Consider the following 24,725-nt stretch of genomic DNA (forward strand, 5'->3'; position numbering starts at 1 on the left):
GGGCAATCAGTAGCTGTCGAGGTCGGTGCCGACCGAGCAGACGTACTCGCCGGTCGCGACCTGCGGGAGCCGGCGGGTCCGCCAGAACAGGCCGTTCGAGTCCGCGGTCACCTCGGCTTTGAGCTGACCGAACGGGTCTGTGACGCGGAACAGCGTGTCACCGCGCTTGACCCGGTCGCCGAGGTCGACCGTGAAGTCGACGAGCCCGCCGGCGGGCGCACCGTACTGGTCGAACCCCGACGCGCGGGTCTGTGGCGTCAGGTCCACGTCGCCCTCGATGAACTCGTAGTGCCGGAGCACGTTGAACACGCCCTCGACGCCGACGGCGACGCTCCCCGTGTCGAAGCCGACGGTGCCGCCGAGCTCGGGGTCGATGGTCGGAATGCCCTCGTCCGGGCCCGCACGGGCGAGCTGGCCGTCCGGACCCTTCTGGTCGAGGATGTGCCCCGCGCCGAACACCTTCGCCAGTTCGAGACACTGCTGGTGCAGCCGGTGTCGGCGGCCACACCGCACCCGCGTCTCGTGTATCATCCGGCTGTCCGACCCCTGGTGGAGGTCGAGGATGAGGTCGGCGTCACGCGCCGCGTCGAACGTCGCCGCCGCGATGCGCTCGGAGGAGGTACCCTCGTGGTCGCCGGGGTAGGTCCGGTTCAGCTTCGTGTCGTCGATGGGGTTCCGGTGCGAGTCGATCTGGAAGCCGTGGAAGTTCACGATGCCGACGATGCGGATCTCGCCGGCGAGTTCGGCGGGGTCCAGCTTCGGGAACACCTCGCGAATCACGCCGACGCCGTTCAACTCGTTCCCGTCGCTCGCCGCCTGCATGTAGAGCGTCTTGCCCTCGCGCTCGCCGTTCACGACGGCGACGGGCAGGCCGACGGGACTGCCGTCGCGGGTCTCCCCGACGGTGAGGCGACCGGTGTCGACCTCGCCGGGAGCAGCGCTGGCCGTTCCCAGGGTCGTCATTAGCGTAGCCAAAGGCCGGTCCGCCTTTAGGTGTTCTGTCTGCGGTGGGGCGGCCCGTAGCTGTCACGACCCGTGATTCCCAGTCGGGTCACTCCGCGACCACGGTGAACGGCGCGGCGATGGCGTAGTCCGTCTCGTAGTCTTCCTCGACCGCCAGCTCGGTCGTCACGCCCCAGTACACGAACCGGTACTCGCCGGCACGGATGGGGCGACACGCGTGGAACTCCAGTCGACGATTTACTGCTTCCGAGATACCCTCCTGAGTGAAGGGAAACTCCCACCGGAACCCCTCTCCGGGGTCGTGCCCCACGCCGATATCCGTCCAGCCAGCGAACGCCTCTTCCCAACCCAGAATCGTATGCCAGCCGTCTTCACTGCGGTACTGGATGTCGATTTTTCTCCTGTTTCCGGTGCCGTTGTACTCGCCCGAGATGTTCGTGAGGGTTGCTCCGAACCGCTCTCCAATCGAAATGGACTGGCTATCGAGCTTGAGTTCGAACCCCGCGAGTGGGTCGTAGCTCTGGACGACCCAGTACGGCTCGATGGACTGGTACTTCTCCCCGCACGTGGGGGCAGGGTCGGCGGTTCCGTCGTCTACGGGCGTCCATGTCGTGGTCGTCGGTTCCGTAGCGGCCTCGGTCGTTGTCGGGGGTGATTCGGTGTGTGTCGTCCGTTCAGTCGGCCCCAGAGATGTTGGTGGCGGTCCATCCTGTCCTCCTTCCGAGGAGGAGCACCCGGCGACCACCAGGGAGAGAGCCGTACTGGCTGCTCCGAGTAGCCGCCGGCGCGTCGGGGAGAGCATGGAGAGTAGTACCGAAGGCTGTGGCAAGTGTTTTGGGACGGCTGTTCTCGGACGGCGATGAGGCCTATAGACGAATACAGCAGCTCTCTCGTCATCCAGGTCGTCGGGTACGCCGAACTCGATACGACTACGTTCTCTCCGTACTCCGCGACCGAACCTTCTATACCGGCGACGCACGCACCTCCAGCCATCCATGGCGGACGCCGACACGCCCGGCGCGTTCACCTACTTCCGGCAGTTCTTCGCGCTGGAGCGGGACGTGTTCGTGCTCTCGGTCGCCATGTTCGCGTTCAGTCTCGGCTTCCAGATGACGGGCCGGTACATGGGCGAGTACATCCTCTTCCTCGGCGGCACCGAACTCGTCGTCGGCCTCTACGGTAGCTTCGGGAACCTCATCGGCGCGGCGTACCCCTATCCGGGTGGGGCCATCTCGGACCGCATCGGCTCCCGCACCGCGCTCACCTTGTTCGGGCTGGCTTCGGCACTGGGCTTCGCGGTCTGGGTGTTCGCGCCGGCGCTCGCCATCGCCGGGATTCCGGCGTGGGTGTGGGTGTTCGTCGGACTGGTGCTCGCGCAGGCGTGGAAGTCGTTCGGGCTGGGCGCGACGTTCGCCGTCGTGAAACAGAGCGTGTCGAACGACCGGCTCGCGACCGGGTTCGCCAGCACGGAGACGTTCCGCCGGACCGCGTTCCTCATCGGCCCGCTCGTCGCCGCCGGCCTGCTGGCCGCCTACGGCTTCGACCCCGGGTTCCAGTACGTGCTCGCCGTGGCGGTCGGCTTCGCGCTCGTCGGGACGCTCACCCAGCACGTGCTGTACGAGGCCGAGGAGGACTCGCTGGGCAAGGAGTTCGAGGGCATCTCGCAGATCAGGTCCGACCTCGCGAACCTGCCGGACCCGCTCCGGCCGCTGCTCGTCGGCGACACGCTCGTCCGGTTCGCCAACGGGATGGTGTACGGCTTCGCCGTCCTCGTCGTCACGCGCTACCTGGCGACCGACGCCACCCTGTTCGGGTTCTACCTCTCCCCGGCGGCGCTGTTCGGGGTGTTCCTCGCCGTCGAGATGGCCGTCGCGCTGGTGACGATGGTGCCCGTGGCGAACCTCGCACGACGGGTCGGCCTCAAGCCCGTCGTCGGCCTCGGCTTCTTCGTCTACGCCGTCTTCCCCGTCATGCTCGTGGCGGCTCCCGACGGCGGCGTCGTCCTCGACTCGCTGCCCATCCTCGGCACGGTCGCGCTCTCGGAGGCGGTCGTCGTCGGGGCTATCTGGGCCTTCTCGGGGCTCCGGTTCGCCGGGCTCCCGGCGCACAAGGCGCTCATCGTCGGCCCCGCCGAGGAGAACACCGGCGGGCGGGTGACGGGCTCGTACTACCTCGTCCGGAACACGCTCACCATCCCGAGCGCCGCGTTCGGCGGACTGCTGTACGGGTCAGCGGGCTACCTCGGCTACTCAGGCCCGGCCGTCGCGTTCGGTCTCGCGACCGTCGTCGGCCTGCTCGGCACGGCGTACTTCCTCCTCCGCGGCGAGGAGTTCGCGGCCTACGCCTGAGCCGTCGGCAGAAGACCGACGCCGATTTGTCGCTCTCGTCCCAACACCCGCCCGTGACAGACGCCACCGAGTCCGCCGACGGCGACCCGGCAGCCGAGGCCGACGGCACCGTGGCGACCGGCCCCGAGGCCACCGCACCCGACGACCACCGGCCGGGCCGGCCACCCCTCCTCCGGTTCTTCGAGGCGCTCGGGTTCCGCCGGCACGCCCGTGTCGGTGTCGTCGCCGGCATCGTGCTGGCCGTCGCGCTGTACGGTTTCTTCGTCACGGTTCCGAGCGTCGCGCCCGGCGTCCGGGGACGCCCCGAGTCGCCGCTGCTGTACGTCGTCCTCGGGTTCGTCGTCGCAGTCGCCACCGCGCTGTTCGTCACGACCGCGCTGACCGTGCGCACCCTCGCACGGGCCGTCGCCTCGCCGCCGAAGTGGGTCCGCCGCGGCGGCGGTCTCGCGGCGGTCGGCGGGCTGCTCTGGACGGCCAGCACGCTCGCCGGCTTCGCGCCCGCCGCCGACGCCGTCCGGCCGTGGATCTCGGTCCCCGTCCTCCTCGTCGTGGCCGGTGTCTGGGCGGCCCACACCCGGGTCAAGCGGCTCGGGAGTCCGCTCGACCGCGTCGGCACCGTCATCGCGACTGCCGGCGTCGGTGGCGTCCACGTCGCCGCCCTGCTCACACCGGAGCCGTTCCTCGGTGCGAGCGTCGAGCCCGCGCTCACACCGTTCGTCGCGAGCGTCGGCACGCTCGCCGTCGGCACCGCGCTGCTCGCGGCCGCTGCGCGCGACGAGCTCGGGCTGCTCGCGGACGCGGCCATCGCCCTCTCGGCGCTGGGCGCGCTGACCGTCGCAGTCGCACTCGCGGACGTCGTCGCCGTCTCCGGCGCGGTCGCGGTCGTCCCCGCCGCCCTCGCCTGGGTCGCCCTCGGGGTCGCGCTCCGGGGCTCGCCGACGCCCGCGAACTGGTCGCCCGACGAGGTCGGTTCCCTGCTCGACGACGGCAGTTGAACCCGCCGCGCCGACGAACGGCCGAGTTTTCCGACCGCGAAAAGCCGCCCGACGGGTTATAGGTACCCGGTCCCAAGCCGGGAATAGACGATGCAACGAACGAGGGCCCTCCTCCTGGTCGTCGTCCTGCTCGCGACGCCGGTGCTGGCCGGCTGTGCGGACCAGGGCGACGGCAGACTGGCGACGACCGCACCGGCGGACGGAACGGCGACCGAAGTATCGGCGACCGACGCCACCACGGCCCCGACCGACGACGGCGAGTCCGCGTTCTCCGACGCCGAGGAGCGCGAGATCCGTCGGTCCGCGCTGACCGCGCTCCGCGGCGTCTCCGATGTCCGGCTCGAGGGCGTGCTCGACCAGACCGTCTCGACGGCGGCCGCCAGCCAGTCCACCAGCGCGACGTTCGGCGTGACCATCGACGCAGAGCAGCGCCGGCTCGTCGTCGACCAGACCGTCCGGACGGGGGGACGGACCCTGAACCAGACGACGTACCTGCTGAACGACTCGCTGTACGTCCGGAGCCCGGCGTTCGAGCAGCAGTACGGCTCGCAGTGGGTGACCCAGAACGTCGCCGACCGCTACGACGGACTCTGGCGGAACCGGAGCGCGCTCTCGCTGCACACGAACCTGCTGAACGTCACCGAGAACCTCAGCGTCACCGGTACCGAGACCGTCCGCGGCGAGGAGGCGTACGTACTCTCGCTCCGGCCGAGCGACGCCGAACTGGCCGAGCTGAGCGGCGTCAACTTCGCCGGCGGCGAGGTCCACAGGTTCGACGCCACGCTCTACGTCTCGACCGAGACGGACCGCGTGCTGCGCTCGGACATCCACGTGAACGAGACAGTCACCATCCGCGGACAGGAGCTCCAGCAGGTCGTCGACGTGCAACGTGACTTCGTCGCCTACGACCAGGGCGCGACCGTCACGCTGCCGCCCGAGGCCGACGGCGCGGTCCCCATCGGCGGGAACCGGAGCGTCGCCACGACCACACGGCGGGTGAGTGCCTGAGATGAGTCGCGGTCGTCGTCTGGGCGTCCTTGCCTGTGCCCTGCTGGTCGTCCTCGCGGGCTGTGGCGCACAGGAGGTCAGCCGCCCGGAGACGGCCGCGGCCACGACGGCACCGGCCACGACGACCGAGCGCCCCGCCGCCACCACCGACGCTCCGGCGGACGACGCCGACACCGGAATCCGCTACCGGGGCGACAGCCTCTCGTTCGCCGCTGCACCGGTGTTCGACCGTGTGGAGTCGCTGCTCGGGGTGTCCGCCGACCCACCGGCCGAGGTCACCGTCGAGAACGCCTCCTCGTGGTTCCGGACGAACGCGACCGACCGACCACGACCGACCGGGACGGGCCGCTTCGGCGCGCTGGTCGGCGTCGAGACCGACGGCAGGGACGCCGACCTTCGGGGGACGCCCAACGGCGCGACGAGCCCCTTCGGCGGCGTCAGCATCTACCCCGGCGACGGCTCGTCGGTCGCGCTGGAGGTCGTCCTCGCCCACGAGTTCGTCCACGTCGTCCAGTTCCAGCGCAACCAGGTGTCCGCGGTCCGCCGGAACGTCGGCGGCACGAGCACGGACGCCCGCTGGACCTCGCGGAGTATCGTCGAGGGTGTCGCCGTCTGGACGGAGACACGGTACGTCGAGACGTACGGGCTGGACGCCCCGACCGGCGGCGAGCGCACGACGACGCTGTACAGCGAGGCGACCCCCGGTACACCCTTCCGTCACGGCCAGGGCGCGTACCTGTTCGGCTACGAGTACGTCCGCAACAAGTCGTCCGGGCTCGACAGGGTCGAGGGGCTCTACGAGCGCCCCCCGACGACCAGCGAGCAGGTGCTTCACGGTCTCGACCCGGGCAGCGAACCGCCCGTGGAGCTGTACGTCCGGACCATCGCCGAGGGGAACACCTGGCGCGGCTCGACCACCGACACGCTCGGCGAGGCGTACACCCGCGTCGTCCTGGAGAACGGCGTCGCCGTCCCGACGGCGGCCGACGCCGCGGCCGGCTGGGGGAACGACCGCCTCGTCACCTACCGCGAGCGGCCGACCGCGAACGCGAGCTTCGTCTGGGTGACCCGGTGGGACACCGCGGCCGACGCGACCGAGTTCCGCGACGCGATGAACGCAACCTTCGACGCCGACGGCCAGCGGACGGGTGACCGCTGGCGACTCGACGACGTTCGAGCGACGACCGTCCGCCCCGACGACACCACGGTCGTCGTCGCGGTCGGCGAAGATAGCCTCCTGGACGCGCTCGACGTGTCCCTCGACCGGGAGACGGTCGTCCTCACGACGAACCTGTCGGCGGCGAACGCCACCGCGACCACCGACGCCGCACCTGCGGTCGCCACGGCGACGACCGGACCCGTGACCGCCGGTTCGCCGTCCTCGCCACCGTTCGTCTCCACGGCACCGCCTCCTCGGTTCGCGCAGGCATCGCCAGCACCACAAACGACAACCCCCGAGCCGTCGTACGTCCACGCATGACACGCGAGCAGCTCGAGACCGCCGCCGAGCACGTCCGCGCCGCTGCACAGGCAGCCACCGACACCAACGCCCGAGACCGGCTGTCCCGACAGGCAGATGAGTTCGAGCGCCACGCCGAGGCCGAGCGCGGCCCCGACCACGGTCGCCTCGCCCGCCACGAGAGCATCCTCGGCGAGATCGCGACCGAGGAAGGCGGCGAGGTCAGCGAGGAGATCGACGCCGCGCTCGACCACGTCCACACCTACCGCGAGACGCTGCCCGGCGTCTGAGTCAGCAGACCGGCTTCGGGTTCACGCCCATCGCCTCCAGCCGGTCGACGTACACCTCGTACGCCGTCGTGACCACGCCACCAGCCGCCTCCTCCGCGCGCTCCCAGTCAGACTCGTCCGCACAGACCGATTCGAGCGCCGCCAGCGCCGCCTCCCGTCGCTCGCCCAGCTCCTCGCCGTAGCTCCGGAACGTCTGGGCCGTCGTCGGGTCGGCCTGCCCGACGAAGAAGCCGACGAGCTGCTCCTGCAGCTTCTTGGTCACGACGGTCGCCGCCACGAAGCCGCCGGCGTGCTCGACCGCGCCCTCGCAGTCGTCGAGCCCGTCGAACAGTCCGCCCTCGACGGTCTCGTCCGTCTCGCCCGCGGCGTCGGCCGCCCGCTCCCGCTCCGCGTCGGCCGCTGCCGAGAGCGCGTCGGCCAGCTCGCCGTCCGCGTCCGCCGCCCACGCCTCGTACCGGTCGGCCTGCGCGCTCGCGAGCGCCTCGGCGACGGCGAAGATGTGCTCCTCGTCCATCTCCCCGCCCGTCAGCGCGTACAGTGACTTCGAGGAGCCGAGCCGCGACAGCTCCGTCCGGTTCCCGTCCTCGACCGCCTCGACGAATGCCGCTGTGTCCATGGCCGGCGGTTCGACGCGTGGGCGCTTGTAACCTCCGTCGGCCGCACGACCTGCCGGGGTTCGTGACGTATGACTCGCCGTATTGCGTCGCGAAAAACGCCAGGACAGGGATTTGAACCCTGAATCCCGAAAGGGAACACGCTTTCCAGGCGTGCGCCTTACCGTTCGGCCATCCTGGCTCGTTCGTCGATACTCGGGTGCCGCATTTAACGGCTACGTTTCTTCGGTCACCGACCGCGCCGCAACAGCCGGACCTCGCCGACGTACGCCGCCGCCGCGACGACCGTGCCGACGACGAATCCCAGGCCGACTGCTGGGAGGATGCCGATGCTCTCGCCGCCCAGCGCCACGTAGCCCTGGTGCAGCGTGAGGAAGGCGAAGACGCCGACCGCACCCCACAGCAGGGCCGACTTCGTGCGTTCGTTCACTCCGCGTCGGCGATGGCCTCGATCTCGACGCCGACGCCCTTCGGGAGGTTCGCGACCTCCACGGCCGAGCGGGCCGGCGGGTTGTCGACGAAGTACTCCTTGTAGGCGTCGTTCATCTCGTCGAAGTCCTCGATGTCGTCCATGAAGACGGTCACCTTGAGCACGTCCGTCATGTTCGCGCCCTCCTCGTCGAGGATGGCCTCGATGTTCTCCAGGGACTGGCGCGTCTGGACGGTGATGGACTCGTCGTCGAGCAGCTCGCCGTCGGGCGTCATCGGGATCTGGCCGGCCGTGAAGATGACGTCGCCGTTGGTCGTCGCCTGACTGTACGCGCCGACGGCCGCGGGGGCGTCGGAGGTGCTGATGGTTCGCTTCATACTCGGGGCGACGAAGCCCTCCGTCTTAAACACTGACGACTTCCCGAGCAGGGGTGCCGGTCGTCTGGAACCGGACGTTCCTTGACCCACCGCCCGCACGTATCGGGACGATGGACGAGCGTCGTGGAACCGCCGGCCAGGCCCTCGCCGGAGCCGTCGCGCTCGTCGGCCTGGGCTACGCAGCCCGCCGACTCGCTGGTTCGCGCGTGACAGATATCCCCCTGAGTCCGCTGACCGCCGGCGGCCGGATCGGCGGCGACTGGGTCGCGCGCGCCGGCGTCGGCACCGGCGACCACCCCGTCGGCGAGATGGACGACATGACCGCCTTCGCCCACGACGGCTTCGACCCCGGACTGGTCGACCCCGAAGTTCGGGCGTTCTACGAGCGCACCAGCGAGTACGAGCTCTCCCTGACTGCGGAGTGGCACCGCCCCTTCCGCACCGGCGCGTGGCTGGCGGGTTTCCTGACGGGCACGATCGAGCAGCTCAACCTGCCCGCCCCGGGCGACGGCCGGACGGTCCGACTCGAGAGCCAGTTCGAACGCATCGACCCAGCACTGGACCCGCGGGACGGTGCGCGGATGTGGGTCCGCACCGACACCGACACCGGTGAGGGGGTGTTCGTCGCTGCCTACGGCTCGCACGTCGCCGACGGCGAGCGGTACGTCAACATCGCGGTCCCCCTCCCAGGGTGCAACCTCTCGACGGTCCTCTCGCTCCGGAATCTGGACAGCGGCGCGGTCGAGCTGACGACCGAGGCACCGGGCGACCCAGGCCTCTATCTGGTGACACCGGCGGGCGCGTTCGAGCTGCCGATGGCACAGCGGTTCCGGGTGTGGCCCGCGGACTCGGCGGCTGCGCCGACGGACGTGCGGAGAACGGAGGGGGCCGCCGTCGTCGCCACCCACGAGATGTGGCTGTGCGGGCGACAGTTCCTGACGGTCAGGTACGCCGGTCAGACCAGTACCTCGACCTCGTAGCCGGCGTCGCGGATGGCCTCGAGGAGTTCGTCGATGTGGTCTCTCCCCCGGGTTTCGAGGTCGACCTCGACCTCGGTGTCGGCCATGCCGATCTGTCGCGAGGTGCGGTCGTGCTGGATGGCGTAGATGTTCGCCTTCTTCTCGCTGATGACGTGCAGCAGGTCCTCCAGCGAGCCGGGACGGTCACGGAGCACGGTCCGTATCTTCACGTACCGGCCCGTCGCGACGAGACCGCGCATGATGACCGTCGTCAGCATGTTCAGGTCGATGTTGCCCCCGCACATCGCCGGGACGATGACCTCGCCCTCCTCGTAGTCGAACTTGTCGAACAGCAGCGCCGCGAGCGGTGCCGCGCCGGCACCCTCGACCAGCGTCTTCCCGCGCTCCAGCACGTACGTCAGCGCCATCGCGATCTCCGGGTCGGAGACCGTGACGACCTCGTCGACGCGCTCCTTGATGACCTCGTAGGTGAGCGTGCCGGGACCGCGAACCGCGATACCGTCGGCGATTGTGTCGACGCGGTCGAGCTCGACCCGGTGGCCCTTCGTGAGCGACTGGGCGACGCTCGACGCGCCCTCGGCCTGCACGCCGATGACCCGCGTGTCCGGGCTCTGTGCCTTGATAGCGGTCGCGATGCCGGAGATGAGTCCACCGCCGCCGATGGGGACGACGACCGTCTCGACCTCGGGGAGGTCCTCCAGTATCTCCAGGCCGATGGTGCCCTGCCCGGCCATCACCATCTCGTCGTCGAACGCGTGGACGTAGGTGCGGCCCTCCTCGCGCTCTAACTCGTGGGCCTTCTCGGCGGCCTCGTCGTAGTCCGCGCCGTGGAGGACGACCGCCGCGCCGTAGCTCTGGGTCGCCTTGATCTTCGAGATGGGTGCGTACTCCGGCATGACGATCTTCGCGTCGACGCCCGAGCGGGTGGCCGCCAGTGCGACCCCCTGTGCGTGGTTGCCCGCGCTCGCCGTGACGACGCCCGCCGCCTTCTCCTCCTCGGAGAGCGTGGCGATGCGGTTCGTCGCCCCCCGGATCTTGAACGAGCCGGTGCGCTGGAAGTTCTCCATCTTCAGGTGGACCTCCGCGCCCGTCATGTCCGAGAAGGTGTGCGTGTACTCGATGGGTGTGTGCCGCGATGTCTCCCTGACTCGCGGCTCCGCGGCGAGAACGTCGTCGAGTTCGAGCATAATCGCGGGGTTGGACCGCCGCCCGGTTAATATTGCCGTATCGGTACCCGATGCTGTCGTCGCGGACGGCGCTCCTCTGCGGGTCACACGCGAGCCTGCGGCTCGGCGGTGTCGGAAAGAGACGCCCGTCGGGGGTACGGGGAGCCCACCGAGGTCGCCCAAAGGGGAATACGGGATAGCACGCGTGTGACGTGCAACTGAATTCTCGAACCGGATGTATATAAACGCCAGCCATCCGGGGTGAAAGTATAACCGCAAGACTGCGGCGTCTCGAAACGGCCGTCAGACGTTCGTCTGCCGGGTGTCATTCGGGCGACGATACCACGGTACAGCCGGCCGCAACCAGTTCGGCCAGCACGGCGAGCGGCGGCGGGTCGCCGTCCGGCCACGTCGACCCGTCGGCCGCGCCGAGCCTGGCAGGGTCGCCGACGTACACCTGTACCGGCTCGCCTGCCCGGCCGTCACCGCGTGGAACAGCGACGCGTCGATACAGCCCGCGCTCGACGCCCTCGTAGCGGTCGAGCGCGTCGATATCCGACGTTCGGAGGAGACGACCCACCGTCTCACCGCCGGGGGCGAGCGTCGGGTACCGGCCCTCCACGCGGTGGGCACCCCGGAGGACGGCGTCCGGCCCGAGCGACCAGTCGTCGAGCACGGCAGCGACGCGGTCGGGGTCCGTGAGAGTCCCGTAGACGAAGACGTCCATCGGTCTCGACGACGGCGGCCGCGGCCGTCACCCTTCCGCTTCCGACAGCACAAAGGCACCGAGCGACGCAGACCGACCATGGACCGGGGTCGGCTGTACGCTGTCTGGCGGCGGGTCCTCGGGCTCTCGTGGCCGGTGATGGTCGAGCAGACGGTGCGCACCGCGATGCGCACCACCGACATCATCGTCACGGGGCTGTTCTCGCCGGCGGCCATCGCGGCCATCGGGCTGGCCGACCTCTACTCGCGCTTCCCGCTCCGCATCGGCCTCGGGCTCGGCGGTGGGGCCATCGCGCTGTCGAGCCAGGACACCGGCGCGGGCGCGGCGGCGAACCGCGACGAGGCGGTCACGCAGGCGGTCCTGCTCGGACTCGTCACCGGTATCCCGTTCGCCGTCTTCGGGCTGCTGTTCGGCTACTGGGCCATCGCCCTGCTCGGCGCGAACGACACCGTCGCCAGCCTCGGCGGCACCTACCTCGCCATCGTCTTCGCGACCGCGCCGGCCCGCCAGGTGTCGCTCATCGCCGCCCGGTCGTTGCAGGGCACCGGCGACACGCGTACGCCGATGTACGTCAACGTCGTCTCGAACGGGCTGAACATCGTCGGGAGCGTCGTGCTCGGCCTCGGACTCTTTGGCGTGCCGCGCTACGAGATCGTCGGCGTCGGGGCCGCGACCGCCTTCAGCAACGTGTTCACCGCGGTCGTGCTCTGTGCGGTGATGTTCGCGGGCCGGACGAGCGCGAGCTTCGCCCGGCCCACCGACCCCGTCATCGCCCGCCAGCTGGTCGTCGTCTCCGCACCCCGGGTCGTCGAGGGGTTCGTGGAGACGTTCGCGGAGTTCCCGTTCAACGCGCTGCTGCTCGGCTTCGGCACCGAGGTCAACGCCGCGTTCCAGGTCGGTCGTCGACTCTACCAGCAGGTCACCGGGCCGCTCTCGCGGGGGTACAGCGTCGCCGCGAGCGTCGTCGTCGGACAGGCCCTCGGCGACGGCGACCCCGAGGGGGCCCGCGAGAACGGCTACGCGACCGCGCTGCTCGGGCTCGTCACCGTCGGGAGCATCGGGCTCGTCCTGGTCGTGACCGCACCGCTGTTCGTGCGCATCTTCACCCGCGACCCCGCGACCGTCGGCTACGCCGTCGACTTCGCCCGGGCCTACGGCCTCGCGGCACCGGCGCTCGTGACGTTCGTCGTCTTCTCCGGCAGCCTGCAGGGCGGCAGCGAGACGCGCACGCCGTTCGTCGCCCGCATCCTCGGGCTCGGTGTCTTCTTCCTCGGCTTCAGCTACGTCGTCGGCGTCGTCCTCGGCTACGGCGTCGTCGGCGCGTACGGCGGTATCATCGGCTACTACGGGCTCGCGGCGGTCGTCGTCGCGCTCGGCTTCCGGTACGGCGACTGGGCGAGCCGGGCCGCACGGATGATGGCAGAACGTGGGAGCGGGGCGGACTGACGCCCGGCTTCAGACCCCGGCGTCCTCGTCGACCGCCGCATCACCCGACTGCTCGCCGGGGTCGAGCCGGTCGGCGTCGACCCACTCGACGCCCTCGAAGACGAAGCGCGCGCCGTCGTGGGTCGGGTCGACCCTGACCGTCCAGCCGTGGGCCTCGGCGATGTCCTCGACGATGGCCAGTCCGAAGCCCGTGCCGTTCTCGGCGGTCGTGAACCCCTGCTCGAACGCCCGACTGGCGTCGGTCACGGGCAGTCCGGGGCCGTCGTCGGCGACCGCGAAGCCGCGAGCGGCGCGTTCGACGGTGACCGCCACGTCGTCGCCGACGTGGGCGACCGAGTTCCGGTAGAGGTTCTCGAACAGCGCGCTCAGGCGCTCCGGGTCGGCCAGCAGCGCCCCGTCGTGCTCGACGACGGTCAGGCTCGCTGACGCGGTGTCGCAGTACGACCACGCCTCCCGTACGACGTGCTTGAGCGACGCCGGCTGGGGGTCGTCGACGGTCTTCCCCGTCCGTGCCAGCTGGAGCACGTCCGCGATGAGCGACTCCATGCGGTCGAGCGCCCAGCCCAGTTCGTCGAGCGAGGGGTGGTCGTACTCGTCGTCGAGCAGCTCGTGGTGGCCGCGGGCGACCGTCAACGGGTTGCGGAGGTCGTGGCTGACGATGCCGGCGAACTCGTCAAGGCGCTCGTTCTGGCGCTGGAGCTCGCGCTCGCGCTCGCGTCGCTCGGTCACGTCCGTGTAGACGAAGTACGCCCGGTCGCTTCCCCTGGTGACGGCGACGCTCCTGAGCAGGAACGTCCGGACCTCGTCGGCGGCGAACCGACGCACCTCCGTCTCGACGCGCTCGCCGTTCGCGACGCGGCGGTTGATGTCGCGTCCCTCGGTCCGTCGTGACGGCGGGAGCACCACCTCGTCGAGGTCCTGGCCGACCAGCGTGCCTGGCTCCGCGCCGAACATCGACGCGAAGGCGTGGTTCGCCTGCTGGATGATGGCCGTCTCGCCGGAGAGTTTCGCCTCGACGATGCCGTCGCTCGTGTTCTCGAACAGCGTCCGGACCTTCGACATCGAGCGGGACTCCGTCTCCCGGATCCAGCGCTCGGCGGCACGGACAGCCCGTCCGACCGCCAGCCGGCGGGCCACCGCGCTCCCGTCGTCGACCACGTCGACCGCACCGGCGTCGAGCGCCGCCGCCGCCACGTCGACCCGGTCCTCGGCGACGGCGACGACCGGCGGGTCGAGGATCAGCCCATCGAACTGCTCGATGGCCTCGACGAGGTCGCCGTCTCGAACGTCGTCGCCCAGCAGCACGCAGTGGATGCCGACTGATGTCTCGAGCATCGCCACCGCGTCATCGACGGACGCCATCGTCTCGACACTGATGCTCTCGTCGAACGCATCGACGAGGGAGGCACGACGCTCGTCGGCCGCGACGACACAGAGGACGGACGGGCGTTGCGTGTCGGACATGCCAGTGTTCGTGCCCCGAGTACGGTCGGTAGACGGGTGAGGGAATGAAATGGGTTGTGGCCAGTCCTCACACGACAGCCCACACAAAGCATTTACAGACACCGTTGGACATGGCCGTATGCGAACCGAAGCAGTCCTGGCGGGGGTCGCCCTGTTCGTGCTCGTGGCCACCGCCGGGGTGCTCGTCGCGGTCCCCGACGCCGTCCAGTCCCCCACGTCGGAGCCCACCGACCCCGGCGTCGGCTCCATCTCCGACCTGACCATCGCCGTCGAGAACGTCTCCGGTGGGACGGCGACGTTCGCCGTGACCCCGTACATCGAGCACCGCGGCAACCCCGCACCGAACGTCAGCGTCGTCCTCCGCGCCGTCGACGACGAGAGCGGCGTCGTCGCCGACACACGGACGCTCCCGCTCGGCGAACTCACCGGCGGGCGGGAGGTCAACGCCACCGGGACGCTCGCGGTCCCCCGCGAGGGTGGCTACCGCATCGAGGCCGTCCTCTACCGCGACGGCCGCCGGCTCGATACCGGGAGCCGGACCGTCTCCGGCGTCGACAGCCTCGTCCCCGAGTACGAGCGGACGCCCGTCGCCTTCCACGACTTCGCGGGTGCCGACCTCCCCGTCATCGAGTACAGCATCGCCTCGGTGTCGGCCGACGAGGCCACCCTCGACGTGACGACGTACCTCACGAACACCGGCGACGCGCCCGCCGACGACCTCCGGTTCGTCCTGAAGGCACGGCAGAACGGCTCGAACGTCGTCGCCGACCGGACGACCGTCGACGTCGGGCGGGTCGACCCCGGCGAGACCGTCACCCCGACCGCCGAGCTGACCGTCCCCGACGGCTACGACTACTACCTCGACGCCATCCTCTGGCGCGGCGACACCGTCGTCGACACCCAGCGGTCGGTCGCCAACCTCGGCCCGGGAACCGGCCTCAGCGTCGACGAACCCACCGACACCGACGGCTTCCGGAGCGGTGACTTCGCCGACGACGGCGGGGCCGGCCGCCCCCCGGAGAGGACCGAGGCGGCGGCCGACGGCGGCGGCCAGCCCGGCTTCGGCGTCCCGGTCGCCCTCGCCGGACTGCTCGCGACCGCCCTGTTCGCACGGAGGCTCCGACGATGACCGACGACGACACCACCCACGACGGCGACGAACCGCACACGACCGACTCCGATGCCGGGTTCGAGTTCGACGAGGACGCACCCCGAGAGGGCCCTCCCGTCGACGACCCGTCCACCGACGAGCCGCCTGTCACCGAGGCCGAGAACGACCCCGCCACCACCGAACCGGACCGGGCCGACGAGCCGGTCGTCGACGAGGCCGAACCGGAGCGTCCCGGGGACGAACACGAGGGCGGCCGCGTCCGACGGTACGTCCTCTGGGTCGCGCTGGCCGTCCTCGGCCTGTTCAGCGTCGTGCTGCTGTTCCAGTTCTACGGCAGCACCATGCAGGCCATCACCGACTGGGTCGGCCCCGAGTACCGCTCGCTCGTCCGCAGCGCCGTCTCGCTCGTGCTGCTGTGCCTGACGCTCGTCGGCGTCGTGCGCATCACCCGGGAGCTGGCCGGGTGACCGCCACCAGCACTGGGCCCGCCCCTGCGTCGCAGACTCACGCAACGGTCAAGCCGTCCGGTCGCCTCCTACGTGGGAAGAGGTGACCCACATGACGTGTCCACGCTGTACGACCGCCGCCCACGATGCCGGCGGCTCGTTGCTGTGTCCCGCCTGCGGCTGGCGAGAACGCGCCGGTGCCGACTGACCACCTTTTTCGTCGTCGGGTGCGCCCCCGGCGCACCACTCCTCGAAAAAGCTGGGCCAAAAACGGTCGCGGCTCACTCCGTACGCCGCGGTGAAACGGCTACTCCCTCCGGTCGTGGCCGTCCGACCGGCTGTTCCGCAGAAAGAAGGCGGTCGCGCTCTACCGTTCGTCGACCGGCACGAACTCCTCGTCCATCGGGCCGACGTAGCGGGCGCGCGGCCGGATGAGCCGGTTGTCCTCGTACTGCTCCAGCACGTGGGCGACCCAGCCGCCGACACGGCTCATGACGAAGATGGGGGTGTAGATGTCGATGGGGATGCCCATCTGGTAGTACGTCGAGGCGGAGTAGAAGTCGACGTTCGGCGCGAGGCCCTTCTCCTCGGTGAGGTACTCCTCGATGGCGACGGAGTAGTCGTGCCACTGGGGCGTGCCCGCGGCCTCGCCGAGCGCCTCGGACTTCTCGGAGAGGATCTTCGCGCGGGGGTCCTTGACGTTGTAGACGCGGTGGCCGAAGCCGGGGACGCGCTCGCCGGCATCGAGGCGGTCCTCGACCCATTCGACGGGGTCCTTGCCGGAGTCGTCGAGTTCGAGCAGCGCCTCCATCACGTCCTGGTTCGCACCGCCGTGCAGGCTACCCGAGAGCGCGCCGATACCGCCCGGAATCGCGGAGTGCAGGTCCGCGAGCGTCGAGGAGATGACCATCGACGTGAACGTCGAGGCGTTCAGGCCGTGGTCGGCGTGGAGCACGAGCGCCATGTCGAACGTCTCGGCGAGCACGTCGTCGGGCACCTCGCCGTTCAGCATGTAGAGGAAGTTCGTCGCGTGGTCGAGGTCCTCGCGGGGTGCGACGGGCTCGTCGCCGTTGCGGACGCGGACGAACGCGGCGAGGATGGTCGGGATCTTCGCCGTGATGCGCCGGCCCTTCCGGAGGTTCGCCGCCTCGTCCGTCGGGTCTGCCGCGGCGTCGTCGTCGTACGCCGAGAGCTGCGACACCACGGTCCGGAGCGCGGCCATCGGCTCCTCGTCGGCGGCGGCGAGCTCGCGCACCGTCGCCATGACGCCGTCGTCGATCTCCCGTGCGGTGGCCATCGACTCGGAGAACTCGTCGAGCTCGTCCCGATTCGGGAGTCGGCCGTGCCAGAGGAGGTAGAGCACCTCCTCGTAGCTGGCGTCTCGGGCGAGGTCCTCGATGTCGTAGCCACGATAGACGAGGCGGCCCTCGTCGCCGTCGATGAAGCTCAGCTCGGACTCGGCAACGAGAACACCCTCCAGCCCTTTCTTGAGGTCGTCAGACATACGCTGAGCTTTAGAACCTTCACCGAAAAACATTGCCCTTTACTCGCTACCCTACCGTGCTAATTTGCCGGTTGTCGTCCCGAACAGGCGGCCGAACGCTTTTCTTCCGTCCCGGAGAACCCCGACGTATGGACGTCGGCGACGTGGAGTACGAGCCCGTGAGCGTGAAGGCCGTGCTCGCGGAGATGAAGGACACCGCCGAGCTGATGATCGACATGTCGTTCTCGGCGGTGCTGCTCGGGAGCCGGGAGGTCGCCGAGGAGGTGCTGGAGCTGGAAGAGCGCATGGACGTGCTCCAGATGCGCGCCCGGATGAGCCTCATGATGGCCGCCCGGTCGCCGGAGGACGCCGAGGCGCTCGCGCCCGTGCTGGGCGTCGTCGGCGCGACCGAGAAGATCAGCGACGCGACCGGCGACGTGGCGAAGGTCGTCATCGAGGAGATCGGCCTCCCCGACGCACTCCGGACCGCGCTCCCCGAGGCCATCGAGACGGTGGCGCGGGCGACGGTCGCCGAGGACTCGCCGGTCGCCGGGCGGACCCTCCGCGATTTGAATCTGGAGACCGAGACCGGCGTGCGCGTCATCGCAATCCGGCGCGGTGGCGACTGGCTGCTGAACCCGGACCGCGACGACTACATCCACGCCGGCGACGTGCTCCTCCTGCGCGGTACCGAGGGGAACGTCGCGCCCGTCTACGCCGACGTGACCGGGAGCGAGTACGTCGCCCCCGAGCCCGTCGAGGCCGGCATCGAGGACCTGGATCGCGCCGTCGACTCCATCGTCCTCATGAAGAACATGAGCGAACTCAGCGTCGACCTGGCCTACGGCTCAGTGCTGTACGGCAGCGAGGGACTCGCCGAGGAGGTCGCCGAACTCGAAGCCGAGGTCGACGCGCTCCAATCCCGCTTCGAGGCGTGGGTGCTCCGGGCCGCCAGCCGGGTGGACGACCCCGTCTCGCTGCGCGGGCTGATGCACATCGCGGAGGCGACCGAGGTCATCTCCGACGCCGCCCTGGAGATCGCCGAGGGCGTCCTCCGCGGCATGGGCACCCACCCCGTCGTCGCCGAGGCCGTCTTCGAGTCCGACGAGGTCGTCGTCCGCCTCGACGTCGTCCCCGACTCCGGGCTGGCGGGGACAACCCTCGGCGAGCGGATGGTCCGCACCGAGACCGGGATGCGGGTCATCGCGGTCCGGCACACCGACGCCGACGGCGACGACTGGGAGATCTCTCCCGGCCCCGAGACCCTGCTCCAGCCCGGCGACGTGCTCATCGCGAAGGGGACCCGGGCCGGAGCGGAGCGGCTGTCGGCGCTGACGGGTGACGACTCGCTCGACGTGGACTGAGAACTGAATTTTAACGAGAAAACCGGTGAGAGAGTCCTGTGAGCCGTGGGAATCGCTGGAGCCGACGACAGCCAGAAAGCCCCTTCATCGGTGAGAACTGCTTGCACCGACAACAGCCAGAAAGCCCCGAGCGTCTCGACTCCCGCGGCTCGCTGTCGTTCGAAAGACGCCTCCGGCGTCTTTCGTGATGACGAGAGAGCTTCGCTCTCTCGAACCACAGTCCTCGTGCCTGCGGTGCTTAGCTGGCGAGACTCCTCCGTCGTCTCGCCGCCTCCCGTTCACTCGCTAGCGCTCACTCACGGGAGCGTCGCCGGGGTTCGTCGAGACGCCCACCCCTTTCAGTCCCACCGTCGGACCTGTGGTCCGACGAGCCCCCGTTCGCTCGCAGGCTCGCTCACGGGGACACCCGACAGCACCGCAACCGCACCTCACGCCTCCCCAGCCGACTGCATCTCCGGAAATCAGAGATTTCCGGCGGGCTCACGAAACGCACGCGTTTCGTGACCGATGCCCGCTTCGCTGTGCTTCTCATCCCTCGCGCGGATGGCTCGACGCGCTCGCTGTCGCTCACGGGCCGCAAGCTCCCCGTTCGCAGTCGCGGTTCTCGCTCGCTCCGAACCGCGCACCGCTCGCGCAGTCTCGCCAGGGTGAGAGCAAGCTCTCACTGGCCATCGGAATCGCTCCGCGATTCCGAGACAGCCGCGCGCCTGCCGGCTGGTCAGAGGTCGACGCACGCCGATAGTTGACAATATTTGTAAACTCTGGCGGTTCAGATGCCATCCCAGCCCCGCCGACACGAGCGCTCTTACGCCTCGGGGCCCAACTCGCGGGTATGCGGCGTCTCCCGTTCGAACCGTCGCCCCGGGTGGTCGACGCGGGCATCCTCGTGTCGGTGCTCGTCGCCGGCGCGACCGGGCTCCTGAGCCTGACCGCGCGACCCGACGACGGCTGGGTGTTCGTCGTCCACGGCGTCGTCGGGGTGACGCTCGTCGTCCTGCTGGGGTTCAAGTTCCGCCGCGTCTGGAAGCGCGTCGCGGGCTCGTGGACCCGGACGGTCGCCGTGAGCGTGCTCCTCTCGATGCTGGCCGTCGCCGCGCTCGTGACCGGTGTCGCGTGGACGCTCGGCGCGGAATCGCCGATCTCGGGAGTCACGCTGCTGGTGCTCCACGGCTACCTCGGCGCGCTCCTCCTCCCGGTGCTCCTCGTCCACCTCGCGGCGCGGTTCCGGCTGCCCGACCGCGAGACGGTGACCGAGCGACGGCAGGCGCTCCGGGTCGGCGGGCTGCTCGTCGGCGGCGCGGCGGCCTGGCGGCTCAAGCAGTCCGTCGCCGGCGACCTCGTCCCGAGCCGCCGGTTCACCGGCTCCCGCGAGGAAGGCAGCGACGAGGGGAACGCCTTCCCGGTCACCTCGTGGGTCGCCGACGACCCCGAGCCGGTCGACGCGGCGTCGTGGACGCTCGACGTGCGCGGGGCGGTCGCGGAGGAGCTGTCGCTCTCCGAGGGTACCCTGCTCGCGCCCGAATCCGACGGCGACGCGCCGACCGCCGGCACCGACCAGCGCGCGCTGCTCGACTGCACGAGCGGCTGGTACTCCGAGCACGACTGGCGCGGGGTCGGGGTGGGGGAGCTGCTCGACGCCGCCGGGGCCGACCCCGACGCGGGCTACGTTCGGTTCCGGTCGGTGACGGGCTACCGGTGGAGTCTGCCCACGAGCGAGGCCCGGGACGCCCTGCTCGCGACGCACGTCGACGACGAGCGGCTCTCGCACGGCCACGGCTTCCCGTGCAGACTCGTTGCGCCGGGTCGCCGGGGTTTCCAGTGGGTGAAGTGGGTCGAGGCCGTCGAGGTACGCCACGACCCCGACCCGGCGCAGTGGGTGGCGACGCTCGTCTCGGGGTTCGACGGCGACAGCTGACCGCGAGGCAACGAGGCGGCGGAACTGGACGCGCTTCCAGTCGCTGGGAAACCGCGACAGGTACAAGCCAGCACGCCCGAACGTGTTCGTATGAGCAGGACGGCCACCACCCCGACACTGGCCGACACCGACCTCGTCCGCCTGTTCGACCAGGAACGCCTGCACGACCGCCTCGCGGCTGGGGCGCTCCCCGACTGGGCGCGCGAGCACTACGAGACCTTCCGCGCCGACATGCTCGGCGAGCGCGACGGCACGCCCTTCCCCTGCTTCTTCGGCGTCGACTCCGAGAAGCAGGGCTGGGCGCTGTACACGTTCGTCCCCGGCTTCGACGACGAGTCGCTGGCGCGCTTCGCCGACGTGACCCGGGCGTACCTCCGCACCCAGGAGCACCACTCGCCGCGGACGTCGCTCGTCGCGTTCTTCAGGAACGTCGACGGCGAGCAGCCCGAGGAGCACTGGCACGACCGCTACTGGGAGGTACTCCAGTTCCTCCACGACCACGACCCCGAGCCCTGGCCCGAGGCGTTCCCGGCGGACCCCGACCACCACCAGTTCGAGTTCTGCTACGCCGGCGAGCCCGTCTTCCCGACGGCCCGCACGCCTGCACACGACCGCCGACACAGCCGGTTCAACCCCCATGGCCTCGAAGTCACGGTCCAGCCCCGGAGCGTCTTCGACGGCGTCACCGGCGACACCGTGGCCGGCCGGCGCGCACGCGAGGACATCCACGACCGCCTGGAGGGCTACGACGACGTCTGCCCGCACGCCCACCTCGGCGACTGGGAGGACGACGAGAGCCACGAGTGGAAGCAGTACGTGCTCCCGAACGACGAGCGCGAGCTGGCGGACTGCCCGCTGGAGGTCCGGGTGTGAACGACGAGTCGACCGGCAGCCCGGACGTACTGCTCGTAATCGACGCCCAGCGAGCCTTCGAGGACCCCGACCGCGGCGACCGGAACAACCCAGACGCCGAGGCCCGCATCGCCGACCTGCTCGCCCACTGGCGCGAACAGGGCTGGCCCGTCGCCCACGCGAGACACGACTCGACCGAGCCCGACTCCACGCTCCGGCCCGAAGCCCCCGGCCACGCCTTCATCGAGGGGCTGGAACCCCACGACGACGAGCCGGTCTTCGCCAAGTCGGTCAACGGCGCGTTCGTCGGGACCGACCTCGAACCCTGGCTGCGCGAGACGCCCCACGACCGCGTCGTCGTCTGCGGGTTCACCACCGACCACTGCGTCTCGACGACGACCCGGATGGCCGAGAACCGGGGGTTCGAACCGGTCGTGGTCTCCGACGCGACGGCGACGTACGCGCGGGCGGTTCCCGATGGCGGGACGATCTCGGCGGAAGACAACCACCGCGCCGCACTGGCGCAGCTGTCCGGGGAGTTCGCCGAGGTCGTGACGACCGGTTCGTTGCTCGACACGTCTCGAGAACGGTAGACGAGAGACGGAAGATGAAGCCATCTTGCCTACCCAGTGTCATCTTAGACTGCGCTAGCTTAATCCGCCCGCGAATCCTACATGGAAGTTGGTGTAGAAATTGACGTACCTACTTGGAAAAGCGTCTGTCGAGAACTTCGACGAGTGGAAATCGGCGTTCGACGGGTTCGAGGACTTCCGTACAGACCACGGACAACAGGGATATCAGGTCTTCCAGAGCGTAGACGACCCACACGAGGCCGTCGTCCTTTTCGAGTGGGCTGACGGGGAAGACCCGCGTGCATTCTTCGCATCCGAGGAGATGCAGGAGCGATTGGAAGAGGCAGGCGTGAAAGGCCAGCCCGAACTGACCGAGCTCGAGTTCATCGAGCAGAAATCGACTCAGCATCCGTCTGCGTGAATCCACACACGGATGTGCCTGTTTCTCGTTCGGCGGTCGGTTCACTGCCCGTTCGGAGTGTCCACCCAGTGAGCGTCGTTCCACGAACTATCCACCACCAATCCTCCCGACGCACCAGCACCCACTTCTCCGACCGCGTTTCGCACGCTTTTTCCCGCTCCGGGTAGTCAAACAGTACAACGAATGATCTCCAAGGGCTGTGAACAGTGCGCCGAGGGCGGCAAGATGGTCATGTTCGTCTACGGCTACTGCGACCAGCGCGACTGTTTCTACTGCCCGCTCGGGGAGAACCGGAAGAACGTCACCGACGTCTACGCCAACGAGCGCCTCGTCGAGTCCGACGAGGACGTCATCATCGAGGCGAAGCGGATGGACGCGCTCGGAACGTCCATCACGGGCGGCGAGCCCCAGGAGGCGATGGACCGGACGTGTCACTACCTCTCGCTGCTCAAGGAGGAGTTCGGCGAGGACCACCACACGCACCTCTACACCGGTATCCCGGGCGGCCGGGAGAACATGCGCCGGCTCTCGGAGGCGGGCCTCGACGAGATCCGCTTCCACCCGCCCCTCGAACTCTGGGGCGACATGCACGGCACGGAGTGGGAGGAGATACTCTACATCGCCCGCGAGGAGGGCCTCACCCCGGCGTTCGAGATCCCGGGCATCCGGCCCGAGGAGGAGTTCCTGGAGTTCCTCGACGAGGGCGCGGCCGACTTCTGTAACGTCAACGAGTTCGAGATGAGCGACGGGAACTACCGCCGCATGCAGGAGGAGGGATTCGAGCTGAAGGAGGACCACATGAGCGCGGTCGACGGGTCGCGCGAGGCCATCCTCGACGTGATGGGCGACCACGACCGGGTGTACTTCTGCACGAGCGTCTTCAAGGACGCCGCCCAGCACCGCCGCCGGCTGAAGCGCATGGCCCGGAACGTCCGCCGGGAGTTCGACGACGTGACCGACGACGGCACGCTCGTCTACGGGAAGACGTACACGGAACCCGAGCGCTTCGAGGCGCTGGGCGTCCCCGAGGAGTTCTACACGGTCAAGTCGACCCACGTCGAGGTCGCCTGGTGGCTGCTCGAGGAGATGATCCAGGACGGCGACCTCGACGAGGGCGAGATCGTCGAGCAGTACCCGACGTACGACGGTCAGGTGGTCGAGCGGACGCCGTTGGCGTAAGAACGCAGGTCGAGACGCGTCTTTTCCACCCCCGGTTTCGTGTCGAGCGACCCACCGCGACAGCCGGACCTCTCCACGAAAGGATATATCAGCGATAGCGACGAAGCGTCGTCCATGGAACGCGCCCTCCTCTACCACGCGTCGCTCGTCGTCTCAGGCGGCGTCCTCGCCGCCGTCAGCCTCCCATCGCTCATCGCGGGCGAGTTCAGCGTCAGCGGCGTCCTGATGGCCGTCGGTGGCGTCGGGATGGTGCTCGCGGCTACCTACGAACAGCTCACGGCCGACGACCCGGCGGTGCCGGAGACGCCCGGCCTCGTCATCGTCGCCGTCTTCGCGGCGCTCGCGCTGGTCGCGTGGGGAATCAGTCTGCTCTGACTACCAGCGCGACGGCCGCGAGAGGAACCGCGCACCCACCGCACCGCCGAAGCCGACCGTGAGCGCCGTCGCGAGCGACGCCGACGGGGTGCGTCCGAGGGCGACGCTACCGGCGACGAGGGCGCACACGACGAGCGCGGTCGCGCCGAAGACGAGCGTCGCCGAGAGCAGCGGCGCGCCGGCGCGGTCGTGGACGGCGACGCCGCCGAGGAACGCGGCCAGCGCGACCGGCGCGGCGAGGTAGGGCTGGCCGGCGACGACACCGACGGCCGCCACGCCCACGCCGACGACCGTCCCGCCTGCGAGCGTCGCCCGGGCCGGCGGGAGCGAGTCGCCGTAGACCAGCGCGTAGGCCGCCGGCGGGAGCGCGACGACGGTGCCGACCAGCAGTCCGAACAGCGGCTGGCCGCCGAGCGCGCCCGCGACGACCGGGACGAGCGCGGCCAGACCGGCGACGCCCGCGACCGGAATCGGCGGGAACGTCGACGCCGGGTCGTCGTCGAAGTAGACGGCCCACGCCGCGAAGGGGTAGCAGAGGGCGGCCGCGACGAGCACGACCGGGAGGATGCCAGCGAGCTCGCGGAGCAGCCGGTCGCCCTCGACGAGGAGGACGAACGCGAGCCAGCCTGACGCGAACAGCACGCCGACGACGATGGCCATCTCAGGGACCCGCCGGGACATACCCACGGCTCGGGGTGGAACGGGGGAAACGGTTACGCTCGCGGCTGTGTCTCCGCGCG

General features: G+C 69.9%; 26 protein-coding genes and 1 tRNA gene. 16 read left to right on the plus strand and 11 right to left on the minus strand.

Annotation, left to right across the window (positions count from 1 at the left end):
- Positions 1 to 6: 6 nt before the first annotated feature.
- Positions 7 to 963, minus strand: a complete 957-nt coding sequence (locus NOW55_RS14205) for a succinylglutamate desuccinylase/aspartoacylase family protein (protein ID WP_256400775.1) — start codon at positions 961 to 963, stop codon at positions 7 to 9.
- Positions 964 to 1,051: 88 nt separating this feature from the next.
- On the minus strand, positions 1,052 to 1,765 hold the full coding sequence (locus NOW55_RS14210) for a hypothetical protein (RefSeq protein WP_256400776.1): 714 nt from the start codon (positions 1,763 to 1,765) through the stop codon (positions 1,052 to 1,054).
- A 193-nt stretch (positions 1,766 to 1,958) separates the two neighbouring features.
- On the opposite strand from NOW55_RS14210, the gene NOW55_RS14215 reads away from it, so the two are divergent.
- The 5 genes from NOW55_RS14215 (at position 1,959) to NOW55_RS14235 (ending at position 7,063) form a co-directional block, all read left to right on the plus strand.
- Positions 1,959 to 3,311 (plus strand): MFS transporter, encoded by a 1,353-nt coding sequence (locus NOW55_RS14215; protein ID WP_256400777.1) that lies wholly within the window; start codon positions 1,959 to 1,961, stop codon positions 3,309 to 3,311.
- Positions 3,312 to 3,364: 53 nt separating this feature from the next.
- The gene (locus tag NOW55_RS14220; RefSeq protein ID WP_256400778.1) at positions 3,365 to 4,306 is read left to right on the plus strand and encodes a DUF7536 family protein; all 942 of its coding nucleotides are present in this window, start codon (positions 3,365 to 3,367) and stop codon (positions 4,304 to 4,306) included.
- A 90-nt stretch (positions 4,307 to 4,396) separates the two neighbouring features.
- Positions 4,397 to 5,314, plus strand: a complete 918-nt coding sequence (locus NOW55_RS14225; protein ID WP_256400779.1) for a hypothetical protein — start codon at positions 4,397 to 4,399, stop codon at positions 5,312 to 5,314.
- Between the two features lies 1 nt (position 5,315).
- A complete protein-coding gene (locus NOW55_RS14230; RefSeq protein WP_256400780.1) occupies positions 5,316 to 6,794 on the plus strand; it encodes a hypothetical protein in 1,479 nt (492 codons plus the stop codon).
- Positions 6,791 to 7,063, plus strand: a complete 273-nt coding sequence (locus tag NOW55_RS14235; RefSeq protein ID WP_256400781.1) for a DUF7553 family protein — start codon at positions 6,791 to 6,793, stop codon at positions 7,061 to 7,063. Before NOW55_RS14230 ends, NOW55_RS14235 begins: the two co-directional genes overlap by 4 nt.
- A 1-nt stretch (position 7,064) precedes the next feature.
- Here NOW55_RS14235 and NOW55_RS14240 read toward each other — a convergent pair whose 3' ends face one another.
- The 4 genes from NOW55_RS14240 to NOW55_RS14255 form a co-directional block, all read right to left on the minus strand.
- Entirely contained in the window at positions 7,065 to 7,679 is a 615-nt protein-coding gene (locus NOW55_RS14240; RefSeq protein ID WP_256400782.1) for a rubrerythrin family protein, read from the minus strand.
- A gap of 97 nt (positions 7,680 to 7,776) precedes the next feature.
- Positions 7,777 to 7,858 (minus strand) — tRNA-Ser (locus NOW55_RS14245).
- A 48-nt stretch (positions 7,859 to 7,906) separates the two neighbouring features.
- On the minus strand, positions 7,907 to 8,107 hold the full coding sequence (locus NOW55_RS14250; RefSeq protein WP_256400783.1) for a DUF7981 family protein: 201 nt from the start codon (positions 8,105 to 8,107) through the stop codon (positions 7,907 to 7,909).
- Positions 8,104 to 8,484 carry a Rid family detoxifying hydrolase gene (locus NOW55_RS14255; protein WP_256296294.1) on the minus strand — a complete coding sequence of 127 codons (381 nt, stop codon included), beginning with the start codon at positions 8,482 to 8,484 and terminating at the stop codon, positions 8,104 to 8,106. Before NOW55_RS14255 ends, NOW55_RS14250 begins: the two co-directional genes overlap by 4 nt.
- 53 nt (positions 8,485 to 8,537) lie before the next feature.
- On the opposite strand from NOW55_RS14255, the gene NOW55_RS14260 reads away from it, so the two are divergent.
- Positions 8,538 to 9,464: a hypothetical protein gene (locus NOW55_RS14260; protein WP_256400784.1), complete on the plus strand. Its 927-nt coding sequence runs from the start codon at positions 8,538 to 8,540 to the stop codon at positions 9,462 to 9,464.
- Here the strand turns inward: NOW55_RS14260 and ilvA are convergent.
- Complete coding sequence (gene ilvA, locus NOW55_RS14265) at positions 9,440 to 10,651, minus strand: threonine ammonia-lyase (RefSeq protein WP_256400785.1); 1,212 nt, start codon at positions 10,649 to 10,651, stop codon at positions 9,440 to 9,442. The genes NOW55_RS14260 and ilvA overlap by 25 nt on opposite strands.
- Positions 10,652 to 10,955: 304 nt before the next feature.
- Complete coding sequence (locus NOW55_RS14270) at positions 10,956 to 11,357, minus strand: gamma-glutamylcyclotransferase family protein (protein WP_256400786.1); 402 nt, start codon at positions 11,355 to 11,357, stop codon at positions 10,956 to 10,958.
- A gap of 78 nt (positions 11,358 to 11,435) precedes the next feature.
- Here NOW55_RS14270 and NOW55_RS14275 point away from each other — a divergent pair, with 78 nt between their 5' ends.
- Positions 11,436 to 12,803, plus strand: coding sequence for an MATE family efflux transporter (locus tag NOW55_RS14275; RefSeq protein ID WP_256400787.1), 1,368 nt, complete (start codon positions 11,436 to 11,438; stop codon positions 12,801 to 12,803).
- A 9-nt stretch (positions 12,804 to 12,812) separates the two neighbouring features.
- On the opposite strand, the gene NOW55_RS14280 is transcribed toward NOW55_RS14275, so the two are convergent.
- Entirely contained in the window at positions 12,813 to 14,267 is a 1,455-nt protein-coding gene (locus tag NOW55_RS14280) for a sensor histidine kinase (RefSeq protein ID WP_256400788.1), read from the minus strand.
- A gap of 118 nt (positions 14,268 to 14,385) precedes the next feature.
- Here NOW55_RS14280 and NOW55_RS14285 point away from each other — a divergent pair, with 118 nt between their 5' ends.
- Positions 14,386 to 15,396 (plus strand): DUF7490 domain-containing protein, encoded by a 1,011-nt coding sequence (locus NOW55_RS14285; RefSeq protein WP_256400789.1) that lies wholly within the window; start codon positions 14,386 to 14,388, stop codon positions 15,394 to 15,396.
- Positions 15,393 to 15,845, plus strand: coding sequence for a DUF8060 family membrane protein (locus NOW55_RS14290; protein WP_256400790.1), 453 nt, complete (start codon positions 15,393 to 15,395; stop codon positions 15,843 to 15,845). The genes NOW55_RS14285 and NOW55_RS14290 overlap by 4 nt, the downstream gene beginning before the upstream one ends.
- Positions 15,846 to 16,191: 346 nt before the next feature.
- Here NOW55_RS14290 and citZ read toward each other — a convergent pair whose 3' ends face one another.
- A complete protein-coding gene (gene citZ, locus NOW55_RS14295; protein ID WP_256400791.1) occupies positions 16,192 to 17,328 on the minus strand; it encodes a citrate synthase in 1,137 nt (378 codons plus the stop codon).
- Between the two features lie 128 nt (positions 17,329 to 17,456).
- Here citZ and NOW55_RS14300 point away from each other — a divergent pair, with 128 nt between their 5' ends.
- The 7 genes from NOW55_RS14300 (at position 17,457) to NOW55_RS14330 (ending at position 23,985) form a co-directional block, all read left to right on the plus strand.
- Entirely contained in the window at positions 17,457 to 18,671 is a 1,215-nt protein-coding gene (locus tag NOW55_RS14300; RefSeq protein ID WP_256400792.1) for a potassium channel family protein, read from the plus strand.
- An 832-nt stretch (positions 18,672 to 19,503) separates the two neighbouring features.
- A complete protein-coding gene (locus NOW55_RS14305; RefSeq protein ID WP_256400793.1) occupies positions 19,504 to 20,586 on the plus strand; it encodes a molybdopterin-dependent oxidoreductase in 1,083 nt (360 codons plus the stop codon).
- A 90-nt stretch (positions 20,587 to 20,676) separates the two neighbouring features.
- Positions 20,677 to 21,459: a YqcI/YcgG family protein gene (locus tag NOW55_RS14310; RefSeq protein WP_256400794.1), complete on the plus strand. Its 783-nt coding sequence runs from the start codon at positions 20,677 to 20,679 to the stop codon at positions 21,457 to 21,459.
- Positions 21,456 to 22,031, plus strand: a complete 576-nt coding sequence (locus NOW55_RS14315) for a cysteine hydrolase family protein (RefSeq protein WP_256400795.1) — start codon at positions 21,456 to 21,458, stop codon at positions 22,029 to 22,031. The genes NOW55_RS14310 and NOW55_RS14315 overlap by 4 nt, the downstream gene beginning before the upstream one ends.
- A gap of 100 nt (positions 22,032 to 22,131) precedes the next feature.
- Positions 22,132 to 22,431: a putative quinol monooxygenase gene (locus NOW55_RS14320; RefSeq protein WP_256400796.1), complete on the plus strand. Its 300-nt coding sequence runs from the start codon at positions 22,132 to 22,134 to the stop codon at positions 22,429 to 22,431.
- A gap of 183 nt (positions 22,432 to 22,614) precedes the next feature.
- Positions 22,615 to 23,610, plus strand: a complete 996-nt coding sequence (locus NOW55_RS14325; protein WP_256400797.1) for a radical SAM protein — start codon at positions 22,615 to 22,617, stop codon at positions 23,608 to 23,610.
- 114 nt (positions 23,611 to 23,724) lie between these two features.
- Positions 23,725 to 23,985 (plus strand): hypothetical protein, encoded by a 261-nt coding sequence (locus tag NOW55_RS14330; RefSeq protein WP_256400798.1) that lies wholly within the window; start codon positions 23,725 to 23,727, stop codon positions 23,983 to 23,985.
- Here the strand turns inward: NOW55_RS14330 and NOW55_RS14335 are convergent, their stop codons facing one another.
- Complete coding sequence (locus tag NOW55_RS14335; protein ID WP_256400799.1) at positions 23,986 to 24,666, minus strand: hypothetical protein; 681 nt, start codon at positions 24,664 to 24,666, stop codon at positions 23,986 to 23,988.
- Positions 24,667 to 24,725 lie beyond the last annotated feature (59 nt).

Source organism: Haloarchaeobius litoreus, assembly GCF_024495425.1.
GTDB classification, from domain to species: Archaea; Halobacteriota; Halobacteria; order Halobacteriales; family Natrialbaceae; genus Haloarchaeobius; species Haloarchaeobius litoreus.

Bases quoted from the DNA above. Each gene is read 5' to 3' on its own strand.
- NOW55_RS14205 (WP_256400775.1), bottom strand. From the start codon at position 963: ATGACGACCCTGGGAACGGCCAGCGCTGCTCCCGGCGAGGTCGACACC.
- NOW55_RS14210 (WP_256400776.1), bottom strand. From the start codon at position 1,765: ATGCTCTCCCCGACGCGCCGGCGGCTACTCGGAGCAGCCAGTACGGCT.
- NOW55_RS14215 (WP_256400777.1), top strand. From the start codon at position 1,959: ATGGCGGACGCCGACACGCCCGGCGCGTTCACCTACTTCCGGCAGTTC.
- NOW55_RS14225 (WP_256400779.1), top strand. From the start codon at position 4,397: ATGCAACGAACGAGGGCCCTCCTCCTGGTCGTCGTCCTGCTCGCGACG.
- NOW55_RS14230 (WP_256400780.1), top strand. From the start codon at position 5,316: ATGAGTCGCGGTCGTCGTCTGGGCGTCCTTGCCTGTGCCCTGCTGGTC.
- NOW55_RS14235 (WP_256400781.1), top strand. From the start codon at position 6,791: ATGACACGCGAGCAGCTCGAGACCGCCGCCGAGCACGTCCGCGCCGCT.
- NOW55_RS14240 (WP_256400782.1), bottom strand. From the start codon at position 7,679: ATGGACACAGCGGCATTCGTCGAGGCGGTCGAGGACGGGAACCGGACG.
- NOW55_RS14255 (WP_256296294.1), bottom strand. From the start codon at position 8,484: ATGAAGCGAACCATCAGCACCTCCGACGCCCCCGCGGCCGTCGGCGCG.
- ilvA (WP_256400785.1), bottom strand. From the start codon at position 10,651: ATGCTCGAACTCGACGACGTTCTCGCCGCGGAGCCGCGAGTCAGGGAG.
- NOW55_RS14270 (WP_256400786.1), bottom strand. From the start codon at position 11,357: ATGGACGTCTTCGTCTACGGGACTCTCACGGACCCCGACCGCGTCGCT.
- NOW55_RS14275 (WP_256400787.1), top strand. From the start codon at position 11,436: ATGGACCGGGGTCGGCTGTACGCTGTCTGGCGGCGGGTCCTCGGGCTC.
- NOW55_RS14280 (WP_256400788.1), bottom strand. From the start codon at position 14,267: ATGTCCGACACGCAACGCCCGTCCGTCCTCTGTGTCGTCGCGGCCGAC.
- NOW55_RS14285 (WP_256400789.1), top strand. From the start codon at position 14,386: ATGCGAACCGAAGCAGTCCTGGCGGGGGTCGCCCTGTTCGTGCTCGTG.
- NOW55_RS14290 (WP_256400790.1), top strand. From the start codon at position 15,393: ATGACCGACGACGACACCACCCACGACGGCGACGAACCGCACACGACC.
- citZ (WP_256400791.1), bottom strand. From the start codon at position 17,328: ATGTCTGACGACCTCAAGAAAGGGCTGGAGGGTGTTCTCGTTGCCGAG.
- NOW55_RS14300 (WP_256400792.1), top strand. From the start codon at position 17,457: ATGGACGTCGGCGACGTGGAGTACGAGCCCGTGAGCGTGAAGGCCGTG.
- NOW55_RS14305 (WP_256400793.1), top strand. From the start codon at position 19,504: ATGCGGCGTCTCCCGTTCGAACCGTCGCCCCGGGTGGTCGACGCGGGC.
- NOW55_RS14310 (WP_256400794.1), top strand. From the start codon at position 20,677: ATGAGCAGGACGGCCACCACCCCGACACTGGCCGACACCGACCTCGTC.
- NOW55_RS14325 (WP_256400797.1), top strand. From the start codon at position 22,615: ATGATCTCCAAGGGCTGTGAACAGTGCGCCGAGGGCGGCAAGATGGTC.
- NOW55_RS14330 (WP_256400798.1), top strand. From the start codon at position 23,725: ATGGAACGCGCCCTCCTCTACCACGCGTCGCTCGTCGTCTCAGGCGGC.
- NOW55_RS14335 (WP_256400799.1), bottom strand. From the start codon at position 24,666: ATGTCCCGGCGGGTCCCTGAGATGGCCATCGTCGTCGGCGTGCTGTTC.